General features: G+C 72.6%; 18 protein-coding genes. 5 read left to right on the top strand and 13 right to left on the bottom strand.

Annotated features, from left to right (window positions below):
- The 3 genes from OG393_RS06435 to OG393_RS06425 all read left to right on the top strand — a co-directional run bounded on the left by OG393_RS06435 (nt 1) and on the right by OG393_RS06425 (nt 2667).
- Nucleotides 1–1311: an MFS transporter gene (locus OG393_RS06435; RefSeq protein ID WP_327373653.1), complete on the top strand. Its 1311-nt coding sequence runs from the start codon at nt 1–3 to the stop codon at nt 1309–1311.
- A gap of 116 nt (nt 1312–1427) precedes the next feature.
- Entirely contained in the window at nt 1428–2237 is an 810-nt protein-coding gene (gene ddaH / locus OG393_RS06430) for a dimethylargininase (RefSeq protein WP_327378329.1), read from the top strand.
- A gap of 208 nt (nt 2238–2445) precedes the next feature.
- Nucleotides 2446–2667 carry a hypothetical protein gene (locus tag OG393_RS06425; protein WP_327373652.1) on the top strand — a complete coding sequence of 74 codons (222 nt, stop codon included), beginning with the start codon at nt 2446–2448 and terminating at the stop codon, nt 2665–2667.
- Between the two features lie 51 nt (nt 2668–2718).
- On the opposite strand, the gene OG393_RS06420 is transcribed toward OG393_RS06425, so the two are convergent.
- The gene (locus OG393_RS06420; RefSeq protein WP_327373651.1) at nt 2719–5886 is read right to left on the bottom strand and encodes an AfsR/SARP family transcriptional regulator; all 3168 of its coding nucleotides are present in this window, start codon (nt 5884–5886) and stop codon (nt 2719–2721) included.
- A 288-nt stretch (nt 5887–6174) separates the two neighbouring features.
- Between OG393_RS06420 and OG393_RS06415 the strand changes: the two genes are divergently transcribed.
- Nucleotides 6175–7206 (top strand): hypothetical protein, encoded by a 1032-nt coding sequence (locus OG393_RS06415; protein WP_327373650.1) that lies wholly within the window; start codon nt 6175–6177, stop codon nt 7204–7206.
- A gap of 146 nt (nt 7207–7352) precedes the next feature.
- Here OG393_RS06415 and OG393_RS06410 read toward each other — a convergent pair whose 3' ends face one another.
- From OG393_RS06410 to OG393_RS06355, 12 genes are all read right to left on the bottom strand, one after another.
- Entirely contained in the window at nt 7353–8633 is a 1281-nt protein-coding gene (locus OG393_RS06410; protein WP_327373649.1) for an MFS transporter, read from the bottom strand.
- A gap of 41 nt (nt 8634–8674) precedes the next feature.
- Nucleotides 8675–9931 carry an ATP-grasp domain-containing protein gene (locus OG393_RS06405; RefSeq protein WP_327373648.1) on the bottom strand — a complete coding sequence of 419 codons (1257 nt, stop codon included), beginning with the start codon at nt 9929–9931 and terminating at the stop codon, nt 8675–8677.
- A 76-nt stretch (nt 9932–10007) separates the two neighbouring features.
- Nucleotides 10008–11042 (bottom strand): SGNH/GDSL hydrolase family protein, encoded by a 1035-nt coding sequence (locus OG393_RS06400; RefSeq protein ID WP_327373646.1) that lies wholly within the window; start codon nt 11040–11042, stop codon nt 10008–10010.
- 70 nt (nt 11043–11112) lie between these two features.
- On the bottom strand, nt 11113–11736 hold the full coding sequence (locus tag OG393_RS06395) for a LysE family translocator (protein WP_327373645.1): 624 nt from the start codon (nt 11734–11736) through the stop codon (nt 11113–11115).
- Between the two features lie 21 nt (nt 11737–11757).
- Nucleotides 11758–13026, bottom strand: a complete 1269-nt coding sequence (locus tag OG393_RS06390) for an ATP-grasp domain-containing protein (protein ID WP_327373644.1) — start codon at nt 13024–13026, stop codon at nt 11758–11760.
- A 131-nt stretch (nt 13027–13157) separates the two neighbouring features.
- Nucleotides 13158–14405, bottom strand: coding sequence for an ATP-grasp domain-containing protein (locus tag OG393_RS06385; RefSeq protein ID WP_327373643.1), 1248 nt, complete (start codon nt 14403–14405; stop codon nt 13158–13160).
- Nucleotides 14406–14475: 70 nt separating this feature from the next.
- Nucleotides 14476–15459 carry a TauD/TfdA family dioxygenase gene (locus OG393_RS06380; RefSeq protein WP_327373642.1) on the bottom strand — a complete coding sequence of 328 codons (984 nt, stop codon included), beginning with the start codon at nt 15457–15459 and terminating at the stop codon, nt 14476–14478.
- Nucleotides 15460–15497: 38 nt separating this feature from the next.
- Nucleotides 15498–15641, bottom strand: a complete 144-nt coding sequence (locus tag OG393_RS06375) for a hypothetical protein (protein WP_327373641.1) — start codon at nt 15639–15641, stop codon at nt 15498–15500.
- 107 nt (nt 15642–15748) lie between these two features.
- Nucleotides 15749–17590, bottom strand: coding sequence for a carbamoyltransferase family protein (locus tag OG393_RS06370; RefSeq protein WP_327373640.1), 1842 nt, complete (start codon nt 17588–17590; stop codon nt 15749–15751).
- Nucleotides 17591–17602: 12 nt separating this feature from the next.
- Entirely contained in the window at nt 17603–19813 is a 2211-nt protein-coding gene (locus OG393_RS06365) for an iron-containing redox enzyme family protein (protein ID WP_327373639.1), read from the bottom strand.
- Nucleotides 19814–20084: 271 nt separating this feature from the next.
- Nucleotides 20085–20837 carry an SDR family oxidoreductase gene (locus tag OG393_RS06360; protein WP_327373638.1) on the bottom strand — a complete coding sequence of 251 codons (753 nt, stop codon included), beginning with the start codon at nt 20835–20837 and terminating at the stop codon, nt 20085–20087.
- A 54-nt stretch (nt 20838–20891) separates the two neighbouring features.
- A complete protein-coding gene (locus tag OG393_RS06355) occupies nt 20892–21023 on the bottom strand; it encodes a hypothetical protein (RefSeq protein ID WP_327373637.1) in 132 nt (43 codons plus the stop codon).
- 228 nt (nt 21024–21251) lie between these two features.
- Between OG393_RS06355 and OG393_RS06350 the strand changes: the two genes are divergently transcribed.
- Nucleotides 21252–22199: a helix-turn-helix transcriptional regulator gene (locus OG393_RS06350; protein ID WP_327373636.1), complete on the top strand. Its 948-nt coding sequence runs from the start codon at nt 21252–21254 to the stop codon at nt 22197–22199.
- Nucleotides 22200–22224 lie beyond the last annotated feature (25 nt).

Raw genomic sequence — 22224 nt, 5'->3', positions numbered from 1 at the left:
ATGACCACCGCCCCCGTCGAGCCGCCGTCCCCGGCCGCCCCGCCCCCTCCGGCGGACGCGCCGCCGCGGAGCCGCTGGGGCCTCTGGGCCCAGGGAAACTTCCGCAAGCTCTGGATCGGTGAGACGACCAGCGGTCTCGGCACCGCCGTCGGCAACGTCGCGCTCGCCCTGGTGGCCGTCGTCACGCTGGACGCCTCGCCCTTCATGGTCGGCCTGCTGACCGCGTCCGCCTGGGTGCCGTGGCTCTTCCTCGGCCTGCTGGCCGGCGCCTGGGTGGACCGCTGGCCCCGGCTGAAGGTGATGCTGGTCTGCGACCTGCTGTTGCTGGTGCTGTTCGGCAGCGTGCCGGTGGCCGGCTGGTTGGGGCTGCTGACCATGGGCCACCTGGTCGTGGTGGCGCTGCTGGCCGGCGCGGTCAAGGTGTTCATGTCCACCGCGTACAGCGCCGTACTGCCCTCGCTGGTCGCCAAGCCGGACCTGCTGGAGGCCAACGTCAAACTCCGCTCCGGGGATTCGGCGGCGGAGATCGCCGGCCCCGGCCTGGCCGGTCTGCTCGCCCAGGCGTTCGGCGCGGCCAGCGGCCTGCTCGCCGACGCGGTCACCTACCTGGTGGCGGCGGTGTGCGTGGGCAGCATCCGGGCCGAGGAGAAGCCGCCGCCGGTCTCCGAACGGCGTGGGATCCTGCGCGAGATCGGCGAGGGAGTCCGGTTCCTGGTGCGCGATCCGTACCTGCGCACACTGGCGAGCTTCGCGGCCGTCGGCAACCTCGGTCTCAACGGTGTCCAGGCGGTGCAGACGATCTTCCTGATCCGCACCGTGGGGGTGTCGCCCGGAGGCGTCGGAGCGGTGTTCGCGCTGGTGTCGGTCGGCGGCCTGGCCGGGGCGGCACTCGCCGGGCGGATCGCCCGCCGGTTCGGGACGGCGCGCGGACTGCTGCTGTGCGAGCTGGTGGGCGCGCCGTTCATCCTGCTGCTGCCGATGGCGGGGGACCGGCTGCCGCTGGCGGTGAGCGCGGTGGCCTGGTCGGTCGCGGTCTGCGGAGTGATCGCCGGAAACGTCATCGCCGGCAGCTTCTACCAGGCGTACTGCCCGCCCGCGATGATCGGCCGTATCCGGGCCAGTGCGTCGACCGTCAACTTCAGCGCCATCCCGGTGGGAGCCCTGCTCGGCGGCTGGCTGGGCGAGGTGCTCGGCGCTCGCACCACCATCTGGATCATGGCGAGCGTGCTGCTCTCGGCGGGCGTGGTCCTGCTGGCCGGCCCGCTCCGCGGGCTGCGGAACTTCCCCGAACGCCCCGCCGCGTCCTCCTGATCGCCCTCTCGGAGCCCTCGGCTCCTCAGAGCCTGTCGGGTGGCCTTCGACCGACAGGCACTCAGGGCACCTTCCGGCCCCCACCCCTTCCCTCCGTCTTCCCGGAGTCTTCCATGATCCGCACCGCCCGGCCGCGCCGGTTCCTGATGTGCCGTCCGACCTACTTCGAGGTCAGCTACGCGATCAATCCCTGGATGGACCCGGCCAAGCCGGTCGACACCGGCCTGGCCGTCGCGCAGTGGGAGCGGCTGTACGAGCTGTACGTCCGTCTCGGCCACCGCGTCGACCTGATCGACCCGCTGCCCGGTCTGCCCGACATGGTCTTCGCGGCCAACGGCGCCACCGTCGTGGACGGGAAGGTGCTCGGTGCCCGGTTCCGTGACGCCGAGCGCGCGGCCGAGGGCCCCGCCTACCTGGAGTGGTTCCGGGCCCGCGGCTTCGTCACCCACGACCCGGTCCACGTCAACGAGGGCGAGGGCGACCTGTTGCTGACGGGCCGGCACCTGCTGGCCGGGCGAGGTTTCCGCAGCGTCTCCGCCGGACACGCGGAGGCGCGGGAGTTCCTCGGCCGCCCGGTGATCGGCCTGGACCTGGTCGACCCGCGCTTCTACCACCTCGACACCGCGCTCGGGGTGCTCGACGCCGACCGGATCATCTACTATCCCGGCGCGTTCTCGCCCGACAGCCGGGCGGTGCTGCGGCGGCTCTTCCCGGACGCGGTGCTGGTGGAGGAGGGGGACGCGGAGGCGTTCGGGCTCAATCTGATGAGCGACGGCCTGAACGTGGTGCTGCCGGAGGCGGCCACCGGGGTGGCGGCCAGGTTGCGCGAGCGGGGCTTCCGGCCGATCGGGATGGACCTCTCCGAACTGCTCAAGGGCGGCGGCAGCGTGAAGTGCTGCACCCTGGAGATCCGCGAGGCCGCCTGAGCCGGGCCGCCCGCGTCGCCGAACGGGCCGCCCACCCCCGCGACGCCCCGATCGACACCCCGATCAACGAAGGCGATCGACGCATGGTGCTCGGGCGTCGATCGCCCGTTGAACGCGCCTTGCCATGCTCGTCCCATCAGCCCGGAAGCACTTCGGGAAGTCCCGCAAGAAGCCCTTCCCCGCAGGGAAGACGTCCTAGGGAGCAGTCATGGCGAAGCGTTCGAACACCCTCGGTGCCGCTCGGATCCGCCTGGCCGTCGCGGGTCTCGGCCTCAGCGCGCTGATCGCCCTCGGCGCGGCCGGCACGGCGATGGCCGACGGCAGCACCGGGACCGACCAGGGCGGGACCAGCGGCAGCGCCTCGACCTCCGCGCCGGCCCCGACGCCCACGCCCTCCGACGACACGGACTGGAACAGCACCGGCTCCTGAACCGCACCCCCGCGCAGTACCGTTTCTCCACGGCAGCCGGTCCACGCCCCCTCAGGGCTCGCGCAGGGCGAACGCCGGCTCCTCCAACAGCCCCGCCACCTCGGTGGCCTCCGGCAGCCCCAGCCGGTGGAAGATCTCGTGCGCCTGCCGCAGCCGCGCCCCCGCCTCGGCCCCACGCCCGAGGTCCGCCAGCGACCGGCCCAGCACCACCAGCGCCTGAGCCTGGTCCCGTTCCGCCCCCAGCTCCTCGCAGAGCGCCAGCGCCCGCCCGGCGTGATCGAGCGCCTCGTCCGCCCGGCCGAGCGAACGCAGACTGTCCGCCAGCCGGTAGCGCGCGTGCGCCGCCCGGTCCCGCAGCCCGGCCCCCGCCGCCACCGCCAGACACTCCCCGAACCAGGTCACCGCCTCCTCGTGCCGCCCGAGCCCGTGCAGCGCCAGGCCCAGTACGTACAGCGCGTACGCCCGACCGGGGTCGTCCTGCCGGGTCCGCAGTCGGGCGAGCACCTCGTGACAGATCTCCACCGCCTCGTCCGTCCGCCCGCTGCGCACCCGTGCCAGCGCGCCGTTCACGGTCGTCACCAGGGCGCCCGAGTGATGCCCGAGCTCGTTGGCGAGAAGCAGCGCCTCGTCGTAGTGGTCCACCGCCTCGCCGAAGCGGCTGAGGAACTGGCAGATCAGGCCGAGGTCGTTGAGCGCCTGACGGAGGATCACCGTGTCGCCGGCGGTCCGCGCCGCGTCCACCGCCTGGCGGGCCGCCGCCTCGGCCTCCTCCAGCCGGGTCGCCGCCAGGGCGACGTTCCCGCGCAGGAAGTGCGCCCGTCCGGCGGCCCGGAGGTCGCCGTGCCGCTCCGCCGCCTCGGCCAGCGCGTCGGCGGTGGAGGCGAGCTGACGGCTCGGCGGGGTCAGGACGAACGGCGTGATCGCGATGAGCAGGTCGATCGCGGCCCGCAGGGCCGTCGCACGCACCCGGTCCGGCGGCAGCACGCCTCCCAGTCCGTCGGCCCCCACGTCCGCGGCGACCTGGGCCGCCAGGGCCACGGAGCCCGCCCGCTCCGCCGCGGCCCATTCCCGGGCCGCGTCCCACCCGGCCAGCGCCACACCGGGGGAGAGGGCCGGACCCAGTGCGCCCGCCGCCGGATCGCCCGGCACCGCGTACTGGAAGGCGGTGCAGGCCGTGGCCAGCAGATGGTCCAGCAACCGGTCCCGGGCGGCGACCGCCTCCCCGCTCGCCGCCGTGCCGCCCGCCGCCGCGGAGGGGGCACCCTCGGCCACCGGCCGCCGCCGGGCGAACGCCCTCAGCAGGTCGTGGTACCGGTACCGGCCGGGGAACGGAGACTCCAGCATCGCCACGTCCACCAGCGCCTCCAGCAGATCCTCGGCGTCGTACGCGTCGAGGTCGAGGAGCGCGGCGGCGGCCGGCAGCCCGATGTCCGGCCCGTCCACCGAGGCGACCAGCCGGAACGCCCTGGCCTGGTCGGCGGTCAGCTGGCGGTAGCTCAGTTCGAAGGCCGCGGCCACCGCGAGGTCGCCGATCCGCAGTTCGTCGATCCGCCGCCGTTCCACCTGGAGCCGACGGCTGAGCGTCTCCACCGTCCAGCCCGGCCGGGCCGCGAGCCGGGCGGCCACGATGCGCACCGCCAGCGGCAGGTACCCGCACGCCACCACCAGGTCCAGCGCCGCTTCCCGCTCGGCGGCCAGACGTTCCTCGCCGATGGTGCGGCTCAGCAGGTCCAGCGCCTCCGCCGGCTGGAACACGTCCAGGTCGACCTGGACAGTGGCCGGCAGACCCGCCGGCCGGGTGCGGCCGGTGGTGAGGACCGCGCAGCCGACCGATCCCGGGAGCAGCGGCCGGACCTGCGCCGCGTCCTTGGCGTTGTCCAGCACCAGCAGCAGCCGCCGTCCGTCGACCACGGAACGGAACAGCGCCGAGCGCGCGTCCAGCCCGTCCGGCACCGCGTCACCGGGCACCCCGAGCGCCACCAGGAATCCGCTGAGCACCGCCTCCGGATCGGCCGGCACGGGGTCGGAGCCGCGCAGGTCCACGTAGAGCTGGCCGTCCGGGTAGGTCTCCCGGACGCGGTGTGCCACGTGGAGCGCCAGCGCGGTCTTGCCGACCCCGCCCATGCCGACGACGGTGGCGATCACGAGCGCCTGTGCCGAGGTCGTGCCGAGCGCCTCGTCCAGCACCCGGACCGGAGCCGACCGTCCGGTGAAGTCGGCCGCGTCCGGCGGCAGCTGGGCGGGCCGCGGCGGAGCGGAGGACGGCCTGGCGGTGCCCTCCCGCTCGTTCCCCTCCTCCGGACGGCCCTCCTCGTCCGGACGGGACCCGGCCGCGTCCTCGGAGTCCTCGACGCCGCTCCCGTCCCGGGCCTGCCGCGTGTCCCCCTCCGGTGCCGCCGTGGTCCCGGCCCATGGTCCCGGCCCTGCCGCGGGGGCCGACGCGGGGTTCGGCTCCGGGGCGGCCAGCGCGGGATCTCCCTCCAGTATCCCGCGGTGCAGTTGTTCCAGCTCCGTGCCCGGCGCGACGCCCAGCTCCGCGAGGAACAACTGACGCACCCCGCGGTAGACCGCCAGCGCGTCCGCCTGCCGTCCGGCCTGGTACAGCGCGCGCATCAGGAGCCCGTAGGCCCTTTCGTGCAGTGGGTGTTCGGTGGTGAGCGCGGTCAGTTCGGGAATGCAGCGCGCGTAGCGGCCGAGCGCCAGATCCAGCCCGATCCGCTCCTCCAGCAGCGTCAGCCGCAGTTCCTCCAGCCGCTGCCGGTGCCGTTCCGCGAACGGTCCGGGGATGCCGGCCAGCGGCTCGCCCTGCCACAGCTCCAGCGCCTGGTTGAGCAGGTTGCGGGCGCGCAGCGGATCGGTCCGCGCGGTGCGCTCCGCCTCCCCGGCGAGGGACTCCGCCTCCGCCGCGTCCACGGCGAGCTTCGGCAGGACCAGCCGGTAGCCGTCGCCCATCGACACGAGCACACTCGGCGCGGGCCGGTCGGCGCCGGACCCGTCGCCGTCCTGGTCCTTCTCCCCGGAGTCCAGCACCTTGCGCCAGCGCCACGCGTAGGTGCGCACCGTGGTCGTCGCCGCGTTCGGCGGCTCCTCGCCCCACAGTGCGGCGATCAGGTCGGTGGCGCTCGCCGCGTGCCCCGGCCGCAGCAACAGGACGGCGAGCATCGCCTGCTGCTGCGGACTTCCCACCTTGAGCGCGGTCGCGCCCCGGTGAGCCTGCATCAGGCCGAGTAACGAGAAACGGAGATCACGCAAAGCCTGCCCCCAGCCGCCCCAGAACACAGTGCCCGCCCCGCTCGGCGCACATGTCGGATTCTGTGCCACCTTTTAACCACAGCGTCGCACCCGGTGTCGAGAGCCCGTTGAGGCTGTGGTGATCAGGTGTTGAACTCCGCCGGACAGAATGGCCGTGCCGCGGGCCCGTCGGACACGGTCCGGCATCGCCCGCCCGCCCCCCTCTCGGCCGCCGGTGGCGCCGGGCCCGGACCCTACCTTCGGAGGCGGATGTCCGTGAACACCGCATTGCTGTACCGGCTGCTCGACGCCGACCCGGCCGACGGGCCCGCCGAACTGCTCCACCGGGCCCGCGCCCGACACCACCTGCCCCACCTGGTGCTCTCCGCCCTGGTCCGTGACGGTGTCCGGATGGGCGAGCCCGCCCGTGCCGAACTGCGCCGCGCCCGCGAACGCTCCGCCCACTACGCCGCCCTGGCCGCCGGGCTCGCCCGCGCCACCGGTGTCCGCGCCATCCGCGGTCTCCCGCTCGCCGGCTACTACCCGTCCGGCCTGCTCCGGCCGCTGGACGGCCTCGATCTCGTCGCCGCCGACGAGGCGGCCCTCTGGCAGGCCGTCGTCCGGCTGGTCACCGACCACCCCGTGGAGCACATCGACGTCTCCCTGCTCGGCGCCCGCCCCCACCACACCGCCGTCACGGTCCACTGGCCCGCCGAGGACCCGCTGGTCGACCCCTGGTACCGCGTCCACCTCACCACCGCCGCACTGCCCGGCGACGGTTCCGCCGTGCCCGTCCGGCCGTACCTGGTGGCCGACGAGCACGTCGAGTGCCTCATCGCCCTGGCCGAGTCGCGGCTGCGCGGGCCCGCGCAGCCGCCCGGTCCCGTCACGCTGCTCGACGTCGCCGGCCTCACGCACCAGCCGTTCGAACCCGCCGAGACCGCCGCCGTCCTCGCCGCCTACCGCCTGGCCCCCGAGGCCGCAGCCCTCCTCGACCACGCCGCCGGCCACCTTCCGCTCGGCACCCTCGCAGCCGTCCGCGCCGCCCTCGCCCCCGAACTCGCCCCCGAACACCGACGCCGTACCGAGGCCGCCACCACTCCCGGTTTCCCGGCCCGCCGGGGCACCCTGCTCCGCCGCACCGTCATCCGCCACACCTGGGACGAGGCCCGTCTTCTCTCGCCGGCCCCCGACACCGTGCTGCTGCTCACCCCCGTCGCCGACTACCTCCTCACCCCGGCCCCCGCCAACCCGCCCACCCGTACGGCCGCCCTCCGCGTCCTCCACCACTGGGACACCCTCTGCTGACGGGGTCAGGACAGCCGGCTCACCGCCGCGTCCGCCCCGGGCGCCTGCGCGCACCCCGGGACCCACGGTGCCGCCGAGACGGGCCGGAGCGAGAGGGACCGGTCCGAGAGGGACCGGGGCCGCCGGACCGAACGGAGCCGGAGACGTCAGGAGACGGGTGTCTCGCGGACCGCGCGGTAAGGGGAGAAGAAGACCAGCAGCCAGGTGACGGCGAAGACGGCCGCGCCCGCCCACAGGGCCGCACGGACGCCCAGCGTGTCGCCGAGGACGCCGCCCAGGATCGCCCCGATGGCGAGGGAACCGGTCAGAAGGAAACGGAAGGTGGCGTTCATCCGGCCGAGGAGCTCGGAGGCCGTCGCCCGCTGCCGGAAGGTCACCTTGATGACGTTGTCGGTCCCGATCTTGAACGTCATCAGGAGGTACGCGCCGCCCGCCGCCCAGAGCATCGGCCCACGGTCGAGGAACGGGAGGACGAAGCCGGCCGGAGCGACGCACAGACCGATCACCCACATGCAGCGTCCCTCGCCCAGCCGCCGGCTGATGGCCCGCGCCGAGAGCGAGCCGAGGAAGACGCCCACACCCGCGACGGCGAGGAAGAGCCCCAGGACGAACTCCGGCAGCCCCAGTTCCCGTACGAAGAGCACCGGGAGCACGGTCACGATCATCTGCAGGGCCATGTTCGTCAGGGCGCCCTCGAGCGCCAGCGGACGCAGCAGGGGATGACCGAGGACGAAACGTGTGCCCTCCAGGATCTCCCGGCCCAGATGCGCGTTCGCCCGCCGCGCGGGCCGCGGCTCGGGGGCCCGTACCCGCAGCAGCCAGAGCGCCGACCACAGGAACGTGACGGCGTTGACCGCGACGGCCACCGGCGCGGTCAGAAGCTGCACCAGGTAGCCGCCGACACTGCGCCCGGCCACCTGGTTGACGGCCTGCATCGCCACCAGCTTGGCGTTGGCCTCGGCGAGTTGCTCCCGCCCCACCACATGGGGCAGGAAGCTCTGGTTGGCGACGTCGAAGAAGACCGTCGCCACCCCGGAGACCAGTACCACCACGTACAGCTGCTCGATCGTGAGCGCGTCCAGCCACCAGGCCACGGGTACCGAGCCGAACAGCACCGCCCGGACCAGGTCCGCCGTGATCTGCAGACGCCGCTTGCGCATCCGGTCGGTCCAGGCGCCGGCGGGCAGGCCGATGAGCAGGAAGGCGACCGTGCCCAGGGCGGCCAGGGCGCCCACCTGGCCGGGTGAGGCGTCGAGTGCCGCCACGGCGAGCAGCGGGACCGCGAGATAGCTGATCTGCGTCCCGAGCGTGCTCGCCGCGGAAGCGGCGAAGACGTAGCGGAACGGTCTGATGCGGAAGACGGACGGCGGCGGCGCGGGTGGCCCGCCCGGTGTCCTGCCGTCCTCGTCTCGCGCGGTGGTGGTCATGTGTGGGGGTCCTTCGGACGGTACAGGGGCGGGCGACGGGGTCACGCGGTGCGGAAGTGGATCTTCTGCTCGACCTCCAGGCACCTCGCCTCGGCGTCGGCCGCGTCCCGCCCGCCGGAGAGCACGTAGCCGGAGCTGCAGTCGGAGAGGGTGTTCAGTGGAGGCACCACGTCACCGGGGTTCTTGGCGACGACCGCCCCCGTCTCCAGCCCGGTGAGCTCGGCCAGCAGCGGAAGGTAGACGCCCTCCAGTTCGCCCGGTGCCAGCCGCTTGACCACGGCCGGATTGTCCGCGTCCACGACGACCTCGCGGACCTCGCCGGGCCGGGGGGTGAAGAACCGGATGGCGGCCCCGCCGACCGGCTCGGGGGACGTCCGCGGCAGTTCCTCGATGCCGAGCGGCACCGTCAGCATCATCCGTGCCAGGTCCGCTCCGTAGGCGCGCCGGACCAGCTCCGGGAGGGCGTGGCCACCGAGCCGGGCGTGCGACTCCAGGACCCGCGGGCCCTTCGGGGTGAGGACGAACTCGCTGTGCGAGGGCCCCTCGGTGAGCCCGACCGCGTCCAGCAGCCGCACCGTCAGATCCCGCAGCTCGTCCAGGTACGGGGCGGCGACCCGGCTGGGTGTCGAGACGGCCCACTCCACATGACGCTCGTTGACCTGGTACTCGGAGCAGCCGATGGGGACGTGCCGGCCGTCGTGGGAGAAGGAGTCCACGGAGACGACCGGTCCCTCCAGGTACTCCTCGGCGAGCGCGGAGGTCAGCCCGTCGGCGGCCATGACCTCCCACGCCGCGCGGGCCTGAGCGGCGTCGGCCGCCCGGTGGATGTGCCGGCTGGCGGCGCCGTTCACCGGCTTCAGGACGATCGGCCCGCCCACCGACTCCTGGAAGGCGACGGCCCCGGCGGCGTCCTCGACCACCCGGTGGCGCACCGGGCTGAGGCCGCCGCGGTCCAGGGCCCGCCGGGTCAGCGCCTTGTCCTTGAGGGCGAGGGCCGTGGCCTCGGTCACCCCGGTGAGCCCGAGCGCGTCCACCACGTGGCCCACACTGACACCGGCCGGCTCGGAGGTGGTCATCACCCGGTCGAAGGGGCGTTCCTCGTGCAACGGCCCGAGCACCTCCAGGATGGCCGGGCCGTCGGTGATCGGGGCGTGCACGATCCGCTCGCAGTGCTGTGCGATGGACGGCTCGTACAGACCCTCCTCGTGGACGAGTACCACGTCGATGCCCAGCTCCTTGGCTCCGGCGATGGGGGCGGGGCGCCCTCCGACCCAGGCCACCCGGAAACTCCTGGTCACGTGTCCTCAGCTCTCGTTGCTCGTTCGGGACCCGCGCGGTGGGCGCGCGGGGCGGGGAAATGGGGGCGGGGGTGCTTCAGGAGAGGCCGAGGGAGTCCGCCATGACCTTCGCGACCAGGTCGTAGCCTTCGTCGGTGTAGTGCGCCCGGTCCACGTAGATCCAGTCCTTCTCGGTGACCGCCGCGGCCACCACCGGGTTCAGGTCGACGAAGCCGATGCCGAGCTTCTCGCATCCCTGGCGCAGCTTCTCCGCGAAGGCGGCGGCCACGGCGGGCGTGGAGATGTCCCCGTACAGCGCCTCCCAGGTGCCCAGCTTGGAGATGCGGTCGATCTCGTCGAAGAGCACCTGCTCCTGGGGAGCGTGCCGTTCGCGCATCCACAGGGCCATCGGCTGGAGGACGTACGTCAGCCGGGCGGTGGGTGCCAGCAGGCGCCAGGACTCCAGGTGACGCAGGGTCAGGGTGGCGGCGGCGTCGACGACCTGGGCGATGTCCCGCCGGACGTCGTCGTGGGTGGAGATGGTGGGGCGGCGGGGACCGGAACGGAATCCGGACTTCCTGGCCGCCCGGCGGTTCTCCGCCCGCAGCTCCTCCATCTTCTCGAAGTACTCGCCGCAGAACCAGAAGGCGCCGTGGTCGCCCTGCTGCCACTCGGGCAGCCGGCCCACGGTCAGGTCGTTGAGGCCGGAGAAGACCACGACCTCGTCGATCTCGGGAAGGAGGTGGCGGTGGAGGGTGAAGAGCAGCAGCTCCTGTGTCGAGTTGTAGCAACGGCCGCCGAAGTTCAGCCAGGGGGCGGCGGGAGCGTGCCGGGACCACAGGCGGGAGGCCAGGGTGTGCGCGTCGCTGGTGGCGCCGATGCCCATCACCGTGGAGCTGCCGGAGATCACACGGACCGGACCGCTCCGCGGGATGTGTCCGGCCGCGGAGGCCGTCTCCCCGTCGGGCCCGCCGGAGAGCCGGAATCCGGCCCGGTCGGTGTTGATGACCTCGGAGCGGTAGTCGGCGCGGTGGAAGTACATGAGGTAGGGCAGGTAGCGAGCCTCGCCGCGGTCGTCGAAGCGGGCGTACTCCTGGAGCTGGGGGGTCAGTTCGTCGCGGTGCAGTGCCATGGCGGAGTGGTCCTTGCTCGGGGGCGTACGAGAGAGGGGAAGGGAGGTGGGGCGGGCTCGCGGAGCCCGCTCAGGCGACGGCCACGTGGACGGCGATGGCGGCCAGGGTGGTACCCATGGCGTACCGCTGGGTACGCAGCCAGCGCGGATGCTTCTTGAGGAACGTGGCGATCGAGCCGGCCCCCAGCGCGATGAGGCCGTTGACGGTGATGGCGATGCTGATCTGCACGAGACCGAGGACGAGGCTCTGCGCGGCGACCGAGCCGCGGTCGGGTTCCACGAACTGCGGCAGCACCGAGATGTAGAGGATCGCGATCTTCGGGTTGAGCAGGTTGGTGACCAGCCCCATCGTGAAGAGGCGCAGCGGCGGGTCGGGGGGCAGCGGCTTGGGGTCGAAGGCGTTGAGCCCGCCGGGCCGCAGCGCGTTCCACGCCAGGTAGGCGAGGTAGAGCGCGCCCGCGAACTTCACCGCCGTGTACAGGGCGGGGACCAGGGTGAACAGGGCGGCGATGCCCGTGACCGCGGCGAGGAGGTAGGCGAAGAACCCCACCGCCACGCCGAGCAGCGAGAACAGCCCGGCCCGTCGTCCCTGGACGATGGAACGGGACACCAGGTAGATCATGTTGGGGCCGGGGGTGAGGACGAGGCCGAGCGCCACGAGGGCGATGCCGGCCACGGCACCTGCGGTGACCATGGAGCGGTTCCTTCCGTCGCCTCAGCGGTCCAGTCCGCAGACGACCCGGGGAGGCCGTCCGGTCCGGACGTCGGGAACGCACTCCAGAGAGACCCGGCCGGCGGTGGCGACGACCGCCTCGCGGACCTCCGCGCTGCTCGTCCCGCGGAAGCGGAACCTCGCCCCGACGTGCTCGTAGCCCCCCACCTTCGGCAGTACCTGGCCGGGCACCGGCACGACCTGCGCGTAGGCGTAGGTGTCGGGCGCGTCGGGGACGTGCGCGGCGACCACCCGGCAGGGCGCCGCCACGGGGGCGGGTACGAGCAGCCAGCCGCCGACCCTCCCCGCCGTGAGCGCGGGAAGCTCGACCGGTCCGCCGAGCTGGATGGCCACGGCGGCCGACATCAGGTCGACGCCGTGCACCTCGCGCCAGATGAAGGGGATCTCGGCCCCGCCGACCCGCCAGCCCGCCTCCAGGAAGGTCACCCGGACGGAACCGTCCGCCTCGGCACCGACGAACACCTCCAGGTGGAACACCCAGGGGTGACGTCCGCCGAGCGCCTTCGCGACCGCGGCCGTGAACGCGCCGATCGGCTCCAGCAGCGCCGGGTCGTCCTCCTCGACGGAGCCGAGGGCGGCGCCGGCGGTGAACTCGGCACAGGTGTTGACGTAACGGGAGGCACGCCAGGGCCCCAGCCCGGTCCCGGTCCACAGCCCGTCGACGTGGTAGATCGCGTCGCCGCAGTACGCCTGGACGATCCGGTCCTCCGGCTCCAGGGCCTCCAGCGTGACCAGGTCGTCGGGCGAGCCGAGCCGTACGACCCCCCGGCTCGCGGTGCCGCGGCGGGGCTTCACCACCAGGGGCCAGCCGTGCTCCTGCGCGAACTCCTTGACGGCGGCGGTGTCGGGGGCGTCGGCGAACGCGGGGGTGCGCAGCCCGGCGGACGCGACGGCCCGCGTCATGGTCAGCTTGTCCCGGAAGGGGGCCAGCGCGGTCATGTCCTGCCCCGGGCAGCCGAGCCGCGCGCGCAGCTGCGCAGCCGTCTCCAGGTCGCCCTCGTTCAGCGCGATGACCACGTCCGGGGCGCCGAAACGGACGGACAGGGTGTCCGCGGCCTGGTGCACTTCGCGGAGGTCGTCGGTGGCCCGGACCGTCACGCTTCCTGCGGCGGCGACGGGCACCGACTCGCGCCCGAGGTCGGTGGTCACATAGGTGACGTGGTGGCTGCGGTGGTCGATGTAGTCCTCGTACCGCGCGTAGTGGTCGCGCCAGCGGTGGATGACGAGGATGTGTCGGAGGAGAGCGGTCATGACGCTTCCGATCTCGGGGCCTTCGCGGGGCGACGGCGGTCGGGAGGGGGCGGTGTGGGGGGAAGGGCGGAGCCGGGGGTGCCGGTGGCAGGGGCCGTGACCCCGGCCACCGGCACGGACGGCCGGCTCCGTCAGCCCATCCGGAAGTGGATGCGCCGGTTGACCTCCTCGCACCGGGCCACGGCGTCCTCGGCGTCGGTGCCGGAGGCGATCACGTATCCGGAGACGCAGTCCATGACGGTGAGCAGCGGCGGCACCTCCTCACCGGGGTTCTTCGCGATGAAGGCGGCGACCTCCCGCTCGGCGAAGTCGTTGAGGTGGGGCAGGAACACGTCCGGCTTCTCGCCCTCCGGCTGCCGGCGCAGTTCGATCCGCAGGTCCTCGTCGACCTCGATGGCCTCGATCGTGCCGGGCTCCGGGGTGAAGAAGCGCACGGCGGCGCCGCCGATGGGCTCGGGGGAGGTCTCGGGCAGGGTGTCGATGCCGAGCGGCACGGTCAGGAACCAGCGGTTGAGGTCGCAGCCGAACGCGCGGCGCACCAGTTCGGGTGCTCCGCTGCCCGCCAGCCGTGCGTGCGACTCGAGCACCCGCGGGCCCTTCGGGGTGAGGACGAACTCGCTGTGCGAGGGCCCTTCGGTGAGCCCCACGGCGTCCAGCAGCTTGACCGTCAGCTCGCGCAGGGCGTCCAGGTGCGGGACGGCGACCCGGCTGGGGGTGGACACCTCCCACTCCACGAACCGGTCGTTCATGCGGTACTCGGAGTAGCCGATGGGGACGTGCCGCCCCTCGAAGGAGAAGGAGTCCACGGAGACGACCGGGCCCTCCAGGAACTCCTCGGCGATGACCGAGCCGACGCCGGCGCCGGACAGCGCCTCCCAGGCGGTGGCGGCCTCCTCGGGGGTCGTGGCCGGGTGGATGTGGAGGCTGGCCACGCCGTCCGCGGGCTTGAGCACGATCCGGTCGCCGACCTCGGCCGCGAAGGCGGCGGCCTCCTCGGCGGAGTGCACGGAGCGGTAGCGGACCGGGCTCAGGTCGTGCTTGTCGAGCAGTTCGCGGGTGAGCGCCTTGTCCTTGAGGGCGCGGGCGGTCGCCTCCGACACACCGGGCAGCCCGAGAGAGTCGACGACGTAGCCGGTGGACTCGCCGGCGAACTCGGTGGTGGTGATGACCCGGTCGAAGGGCCGCTCCTCGTGCAGCGGCCTGAGCACCTCCAGGATGGCCGGCCCGTCGGTGATCGGGGCGTGCACGATGCGTTCGCAGTGCTCGCCGATCGCCGGGTCGTAGGCGCCCTCCTCGTGGACGAGCACCACGTCGATGCCCAGTTCCTTCGCTCCGTTCACCGGTGCCGGGCGGCCTCCGACGACTGCTATGCGGAACATCTGTCGCAACTCCTTACATGTAACGGGCTGGGGCGCGGACCCGAGGTCCGCGGTGACGGGCGGTGGCCGGTCAGCTGGCGTAGCAGCGGCGCAGCCAGCGCGCGGTGGTGGCGGGGCCGGGGGAGAAGGCACGCCTGCGGTGGACGACGCGGTAGTTGTCGAACACGAGGAAGTCGCCGGTGCCCAGGGTGAGGGCGGAGCCGCGCACCTGCTCCAGCGCCCCGCGCAGCGCCCGCACGTCCTGTTCGGCCTCCGGGGTGGCGCCGCGGGTGGTGCCCGAGTCGTACCGCATGCGCTGACGACCGGCCTCGTCCTGGTCGAACAGCGCTGTGTCCTCCAGGAGTTCGGGGGAGTCGGGGAAGTCGTTGGAGTCCGGTGCACCCACCACGAATCCGGGCCGTTCGAGGGACCGCAGCAGGGCCGGGTCGATGTACGGCACGACGTCGTCGACCGCGGCGATCTCGGTGGGTACGCGTTCCTCGTTGCGGACCGTGTAGAAGGTCAGATAGCGGGGGACGTAGCCGCGCGGGTCCGTCCCGGGCTCGCCGAACGGCAGGTGCGGATTGTCCGAGTGCCAGAAGAACTCGGAGTCCGCGCCCCAGGAGCTGGTCGTTCCGGAGGCGGCCGGGTTGGGGACGACATTGCGTATCAGCCGTCCCCAGTTCTCGTAGTCCACCGCGTACGGGGTCATCCCGAGCAGCTGGACGAGTCCGAAGTGGACGGCGTTGACCAGGGACAGGGCCGGTTCGTCCCCGTACCCGTTGATCGGCGTGGGCGGGAAGTCCTGCTGGGGGAGGTTGCTCAGCAGCAGAGCGTGCCGCCCGTCGACGCGGAAGGCGCCGAGAGCGTCCAGGATCTGCCCGGGGAGGTGGCGCCGCAGGACGTACGCGCCGATGCCGGACAGGATGGCCTGGTTGTCGTCCGAGTCGAGGACGGACCCGCCGGTCCGTTCCGCGATCTCCTTGCCCACGACGTCACGGGTGCCGTCGTCGAGACGGAAGTGGGCGAGCCGGAGGGAATCGGCGGCCGGCTCCGCGGCAGGGGAATCAATCATGGTGTCATTCCGCTCGGGTCGAGGTCGGTGTCGACGGCTCACCTACGGACCGGAGCGGCCGTCCAGTAGGAGTCCGCGTCCCGTCGGACACGGCGTGTCATGGGGTCGCCCAGCAGACGCTGGGCGATACCGACCGGCGTGACGATCAGGAAGTAGGCGAGGAAAAGCAGGAGTCTCTTCATGGGGTCCGTCTCTTCGGGCGTGCGTTGCGACATGGCCCCCCCGGGGGGCGAAGGGGCGGGGAGGCTCTGAGCCCGCCGGGTGGTCCCGGCCGGTCAGAGGTCGCCCGTCAGTCGAGGGGGATCTCCTCGCGCCAGTCGCCGGCCTCCCGCCACTGCGGCTGCTCGCTCTTGCTCAGCAGGAACGAGCCCATGGCCAGGTGGTCGATGTCGGTGCGCATGAAGCAGGTGTAGGCGTCGGCCGGCGTGTTGACGATCGGTTCGCCCCGCACGTTGAAGGACGTGTTGACCAGGACGGCGCAGCCGGTGGCGTCCTTGAACGCCTCCAGCAGCCGGTGGTACGGGGCGTTGTTGTGCTCCGAGACCGTCTGCACCCGGGCGGAACTGTCCACGTGCGTCACGGCCGGAATGGTGGACCGGGTGACCTTCAGCAGATCCAGTCCGGTCGCCCCGGCGGCCTGGGTCTCCGCGTCCGCGATGCGCTGGGCCTGCGCCACCGGCGCGACGACCAGCATGTAGGGACTTTCCTGCGGCAGGTCGAAGTAGTCCTTCGCGTCGGTGTCCAGGACGGAGGGGGCGAAGGGCCGGAAGGACTCACGGAACTTGATCTTCAGGTTCATCGCGGACTGCATCCGCGGGGACCTCGGGTCGCCCAGGATCGACCGCGCGCCCAGCGCGCGGGGCCCGAACTCCATGCGTCCCTGGAACCAGCCGACGATCTTCTCGTCCGCGAGGACCTCGGCGACCCGCTCGGCCAGCCGCCCGGGCGTGAGCCGTTCGTGCGGGATGCCCTCCCGCTCCAGGAAGGCGGCGATCTCGTCGTCGTCGAACGCCGGGCCCAGCAGCGACCCCCGCATGCCGTCGTGCCCGCTGCCGAGATGCGACCGCTCCGCCCCGGCCTCGTGGGCGACGGCGAGCGCGGCGCCCAGCGCGCCGCCCGCGTCGCCGGCGGCGGGCTGGATCCACACCTCGTCGAAGACGCCCTCCTGGATGACCCTGCCGTTCGCCACGCAGTTGAGCGCCACCCCGCCGGCCAGGCAGAGCCGGGACTCGCCGGTGCGTTCCCGCGCCGTGCGGGCGAGCCGGAGCACCACGTCCTCGGTGACCTTCTGCACCGACGCGGCGAGGTCGAACTCGCGCTCCGTCAAAGGCCCTTCCGGGGTACGGCGCGGACCGCCGAAGAGCTTCTCGAGGGCCGGGCCCGTCATGACCTCGCCCCGCAGATACTCGAAGTAGCGCATGTCGAGGCGGAAGGAACCGTCGGGCTTGATATCGATCAGCCGCTCGCGGATGATCTGCTCGAAGCGTGGCTTGCCGTAGGGGGCGAGCCCCATCAGTTTGTACTCGCCCGAGTCCACCTTGAATCCGCAGAAATACGTGAACGCGGAGTACAGCAGTCCCAGCGAATGCGGGAACCGGATCTCGGCCAGCGAATCCAGCCGGGAGCCGCGCCCGTGCCACAGGGTCGTGGTGGCCCATTCGCCGACCCCGTCGATGCACAGGACGGCCGCGGACTCGTACGGACTCGGGAAGAAGGCGGAGGCGGCGTGGGACTCGTGGTGGCGGCGTGCCTGGATCTCCGGCACACGGCCCAGTCCGAGCTCCTCCAGCCGGTGGCGCACCTCGGAGGTCGCGTCCCGCTTCCACGACAGCCAGTCCGGCAGGGTCCGGGCGTAGGACCCGTAGGCGCGGGGAGCGGCCGCCGTGAAGGTGGAGAGCACCCGGCGGAACTTCAGCGCCGGGTCCTCGTAGTAGGCGACGGCGGAGACGTCGTCGAGGGTGGCGCCCGCCTCCTCCAGGCAGTACGCGACGGCCCGGGCGGGGAACCCGGAGTCGTGACGACGCCGGCTGAATCGTTCCTCTTGCGCCGCCGCCAGCGGGGCGCCGTCCGCGACCAGAGCCGCGGCGCTGTCGTGGTAGTAGGCGGAGAGGCCCAGAACCAGATCGGGCATACGGAAAGCTCCTTAACGCGTGATGCGTCGGTCGGTGGCGGCGGCGTTCCGGGCCCGCCGCTGGGCCTGCCGGGCACGGAACCCGGAGGGCGGGGTGAGGGACCGGTAGCCGGTGCGTACGCGTGCCCACACCTCGGCCGCCCGAGGGGACGGGACCGTGGCCATGTGGGTGTCGACGGCATCCGCGGCCCAGGCGGAATGCCCGGTGGAGACGTTGTCGATGGTGTTGTGGATGTCGACGAACCGTGTGCTGAACCCGTGTGCCTTGAGCGCCATCCGAGCCCTGCGGTACGAACCGCCGACCCCGGACAGCTCCATCGCCAGGTTCAGACCGAGGACCTCCGGCAGGAACGTGCGCGGGAACCGGCCGATCGCGAGCCAGTACACGGGCAGTTCGAAGGACGACTCCTGGAAGCCCGGCCACCGGGAGAACTCCCGGGAGCCGGTGGGCGGTACGTCGACCCCCATCTCCGCCAGCACCTGACGGTAGATGATCGGGTGGTTCAGCCGCTGCTCACCGTTGCCGAGCTCGTCCCAGTAGGTCTCGAACAGCGAGAAGCCGATGTCGGACGATGCCTCCTCGTAGCCGGTGAAGCCCTGCAGCCAGGCGCCGTCTATCAGGGTCAGCGGGGCCAGTTGCACGGTGGAGTCGATCAGTTCGTCCCGGGACGGCACGGGCACCTCGCGGCCGTCCTCGAACTCCGCGCCGTGCCGGTCGTGCTGGGCGGACAGCCAGGGCCGGAGCCCCTCGGCCGGCCAGGCCCCGGGCAGCTGCAGGTCCTCGCGGTCCATGCCGTGCCCGGACCGGGCCAGCCAGCCGTGGACGTAGTTTCTCGCCCACTCGTGCACGGCGGGGGTGGCCGCGCGTCGCTGGAGCAGCCAGTACGCCTCGCGGATGTCCCGGGGCGACGGATCCGCCGCCGGGTGGGCCAGCAGCGACGGCAGGGCCGGTGCGGACGGCGCGGACGGTGCGGACGGCACTCCGGCGGTGGCGGCTTCGGCGGAGCCGGCTTTGGCGAGCCCGTCACCGGTGGTGGCGCCCGTGGGGGCGGCGGTGCCGGTTCCGGCCGCGGGGGTGGCCGTGCGCGGGGGCAGTGAGTCGATCCAGCGGCGGATGACCGCCAGGTCCTCCTCCGCGAAGACCCGGAACATCGGGCCCCGCTCGCCGACCAGTCCGCCCACCAGCGAACTCGCCTCGGAACGGCCGGGTTTGACCATCCGGCTGCGCGCCAGGGCGTCCAGGAAGGGGCCCGCGTCGGTGCGGCATTCCGTGAGCCACTGCGACAGCGGCCTGCCCTCCATGGGGAAGTCGTGGTGGTAGACGGCACCCTCGCGGGCCCGTAGGCGCATCAGTTCGGCCATCCCGTACGCGGGGTCGAGGCTGGCCTCCAGGCGGGCGTACAGCGTCTCGCCCCAGCTCTGGAGGGCGCCCAGCGCCCAGCGGAACCCGACGGCCACTCGGGCGGTCGCCCCGCCGTCCGCCGCTTCCAGGGCGGCCACGGCGGCGAGGGCCTGCTCGGTGCCGGTGGGGCCGGCCGGTTCGCGGGCGGTGCCCGGGTCGAGCGACTCCCAGTCGGCCAGGTGCGGGTGAGCCCGCCGGACCAGGGTGAGCGCCGGCAGCAGGCCGACGCTGCGCAGGCAGAGATCGGCCCCGAGGATCTCGGGATGGAAGTCCTCCGGCCGCCGACCCATCGCGAGCAGCACGGAGGGCACGAAGAACGCGTCCTCCTCGATGCGGGTGTCCTGGGTCAGCCGGGTCGCCGGAACGGCGTACTCGGCCAGTCGGAGGCGTCGCAGCAGGGTGAGGTAGGCGGAGCCGCGCGAGGCGTGCGGGTGGCTCGCCCCGACATCGGAGGCGTACAGGCTCAGCGCGCGCAGCGACGCCAGGGTCTCGGCGTTGCCCGGGGCGCTGAGCCACTGCAGCCAGGCGCCGGAGAGCAGCGCGAGCGGGGCGCAGGACAGCACCGTCCGTCGCACCACCTCCCCGCCGTCGCCGCAGGCGAGGGAGGCGTCCCGGAGGGTGGTGAAGCGGTCGGTCTCCTCGGCGGCCCACCGGGAGGCGTGGGCCCGCAGTTCGTCCAGGTCGTCGAGCGGCCCGCATCGTGGAGCGGGCCGGGCGAGTTCAGCGCGTACTTCGTCCAGGAGGGCACCGCCCGGCCACATGCACTCGGGGTCGGAAGCCCGGGTGAATACGGCGCGAGCAGTGGGTGAGGTGGCGTGCACCTTCTTGCTTCCTTTACTGAGAATGTCGGCCCGGTCGTCGCCGGTGCATTCCGTCGCCCCGAAGGAAACGGTCAGAACATGGGGTATATGGACGCGTCATTCTTCTTTCGGCGCTTGCGCCCGAAGAATTTCTCCATGAATTTTCGCCACAAGGACATGGCTCGGCACACTTCCTTTCGTGGTTCCGGTGGTAAGCGGCTCCGGAGCCGGGCCCGGCCCCGGTCGCGCGGCGGCCGGCGCGGGGGTGCGGCCCCGGCGCCGGCCGGCGGCTTCAGACGGGGAAGACCGCTCCCCGGTGCGTCTTGTGCTGGGCGGCCTGGGCCACGGGGCGTACCACCAGGTGGTCGACGTTGACGTGCGGCGGCAGCGCCACCGTGAGCGCCACGCACTCGGCGACGTCCTCGGCGCGCAGCGGCCGGTCCACACCGGCGTAGACGGCGGCGGCCTTCTCGGCGTCGCCCTCGAAGCGGTTGAGCGCGAACTCCTCGGTCCGCACCATGCCGGGCGCGATCTCGACGACCCGCACCGGAGTGCCGCAGAGTTCGAGACGCAGCGTCTCGCTGAGCGCGTGCTCGGCGTGCTTCGCGGCGCTGTAGCCGGCACCGCCCTCGTAGTTCACGAACGCGGCCGTCGACGTGATGGTCACGATCGTCGCGCCTTCGGCCGAAGCCCGGAGCAGCGGCAGCAGTGTCCGTGTCACGTGCAGGGTGCCCAGCACGTTCACGGAGAACATCCACTGCCAGGCGTCCCCGGTGGCATCGGCCACAGCCTCGGCCCCGAGCGCGCCGCCCGCGTTGTTCACCAGCAGGTCACAGCGGTCCAGGGGCGCGAACGCGGCCCGCACCGCCTCCGGGTCGGTGATGTCGCAGGCCACCGGGACGCCGCCGATCTCGTCGGCCAGTTCGGCCAGCCGATCGGCTCGCCGGGCTACCAGGACGACCTGGTAGCCCTCCTTGGCCAGCCGTCGCGCGGTGGCCTTGCCGATACCGCTGCCGGCACCGGTGACCACAGCTGTGCGGGTCATCGCATTCCTTCTGAGGGGTTGAACGGAGAGGAGGGAACGTGGGTCGGCGGGGCCTCAGCCCCAGGCGGAGTCCTTGAACGGGGCGGACGCCGCACGGGAAGCGGGGCCGCCCGCGGTCGCCCCGGCGATGCCGGTACCGAGCAGAGCCAGAAGCAGAACAGCGGTGAATCCTGTTACTCGTCGCATTTTTCAACCATCGGCAAGTTGGCGTTACGGAAATGGTGGAGTTTTCCTGCTATGCCCCCAAAAAAGGCGGCTCTTGGGGCACGGCTTGAGACTTCCACCCCCGTCTCGTGGCAAGCAACGAATTCCGGCAAAATCTAGATGCAGTGCACGAAGATGTAAGGGGATTTTATGTGCAGAAATGGCGACAAGAGATCAGCAAGCGGACACATGGAGGTGTGTGACCTTGGCGTGAACGTGTACCGGGAGACTCTCCAGAAGGGCTACACATCGGGTGCCGTGCCCCTCTGCATCGTGCAGTTGGGCCTACTGCGCACCTCTCCCGAGACCGGTGAACTCGTCCCGGTCCCGCCGGACGTGGCCCTGTTCGGCCTCACCCGGCCGATCGAGCGCACGATCCTCGACGAGCAGCACCGGCTGGCGGCCATGCGGGTCTCGATCTCCCGTCTGGAGGGCGTCTACCTGGAAGCGCTCCAGGGGGACGCCCTGGTCCGCCGTCTGATCGGGACCGACGTGATCAGCACGGCTCTGGAACAGGCCGTCGGCAGCTGCACCAGCGAACTCCTCACCATGCAGCCGGGCGGGGGAAGGGCCCCCACGCTGCTGGCCGAAGCGCTCCCGCGCGATCTCAAGCTCGCCGCCCGCGGAGTCCATCAGCGCACGCTCTACCAGCACTCCGTGCGCTCGCACGGCCCCACGCTCTCCTACGTGGAGCAGATCACCGAGGCCGGTGCCGAAGTCCGCACCGCCGAGGAGCTGTTCGAGCGGCTCATCGTCTGCGACCGGAACATCGCCTTCATCCCCAGCGTCCGGGACCGGAGCACCGAGGCCCTCGCCATCCGCCACCCCGGCATCGTCCGGTACCTCGTCAGGTCCTTCGAGCACGAGTGGGGCCGGGCGGAACCCATGGCCACGGCGCCCGGCATCCACACGGACATCCTCGCCGACGGCATTCGCGACGCCGTGCTGCGCATGCTCGTGACCGGTGAGCCCGACAAGGCGATAGCGAGCCGCCTCGGCATCAGCCTGCGCTCGGTGGCCAACCACGTGAAGCGGACGTCGGAAGCCCTGGGCAGCCGCAGTCGCGCCGAACTCGGATACCTGCTCGCCGTTCGGGGGATCGTCGAGCCGGTCCGGCGCGCCGGGTCCGCCGCGCGTCCGGAGCCGTCGGAGGTCTGACGCCGGGGCTTCCGAGGCCCGGTGC

Source organism: Streptomyces sp. NBC_01216 (genome assembly GCF_035994945.1).
Taxonomy (GTDB): Bacteria; Actinomycetota; Actinomycetes; order Streptomycetales; family Streptomycetaceae; genus Streptomyces.
The sequence above is the reverse complement of the archived record's forward strand: the minus strand, read 5'-3'. Positions and strand labels throughout refer to the sequence as shown.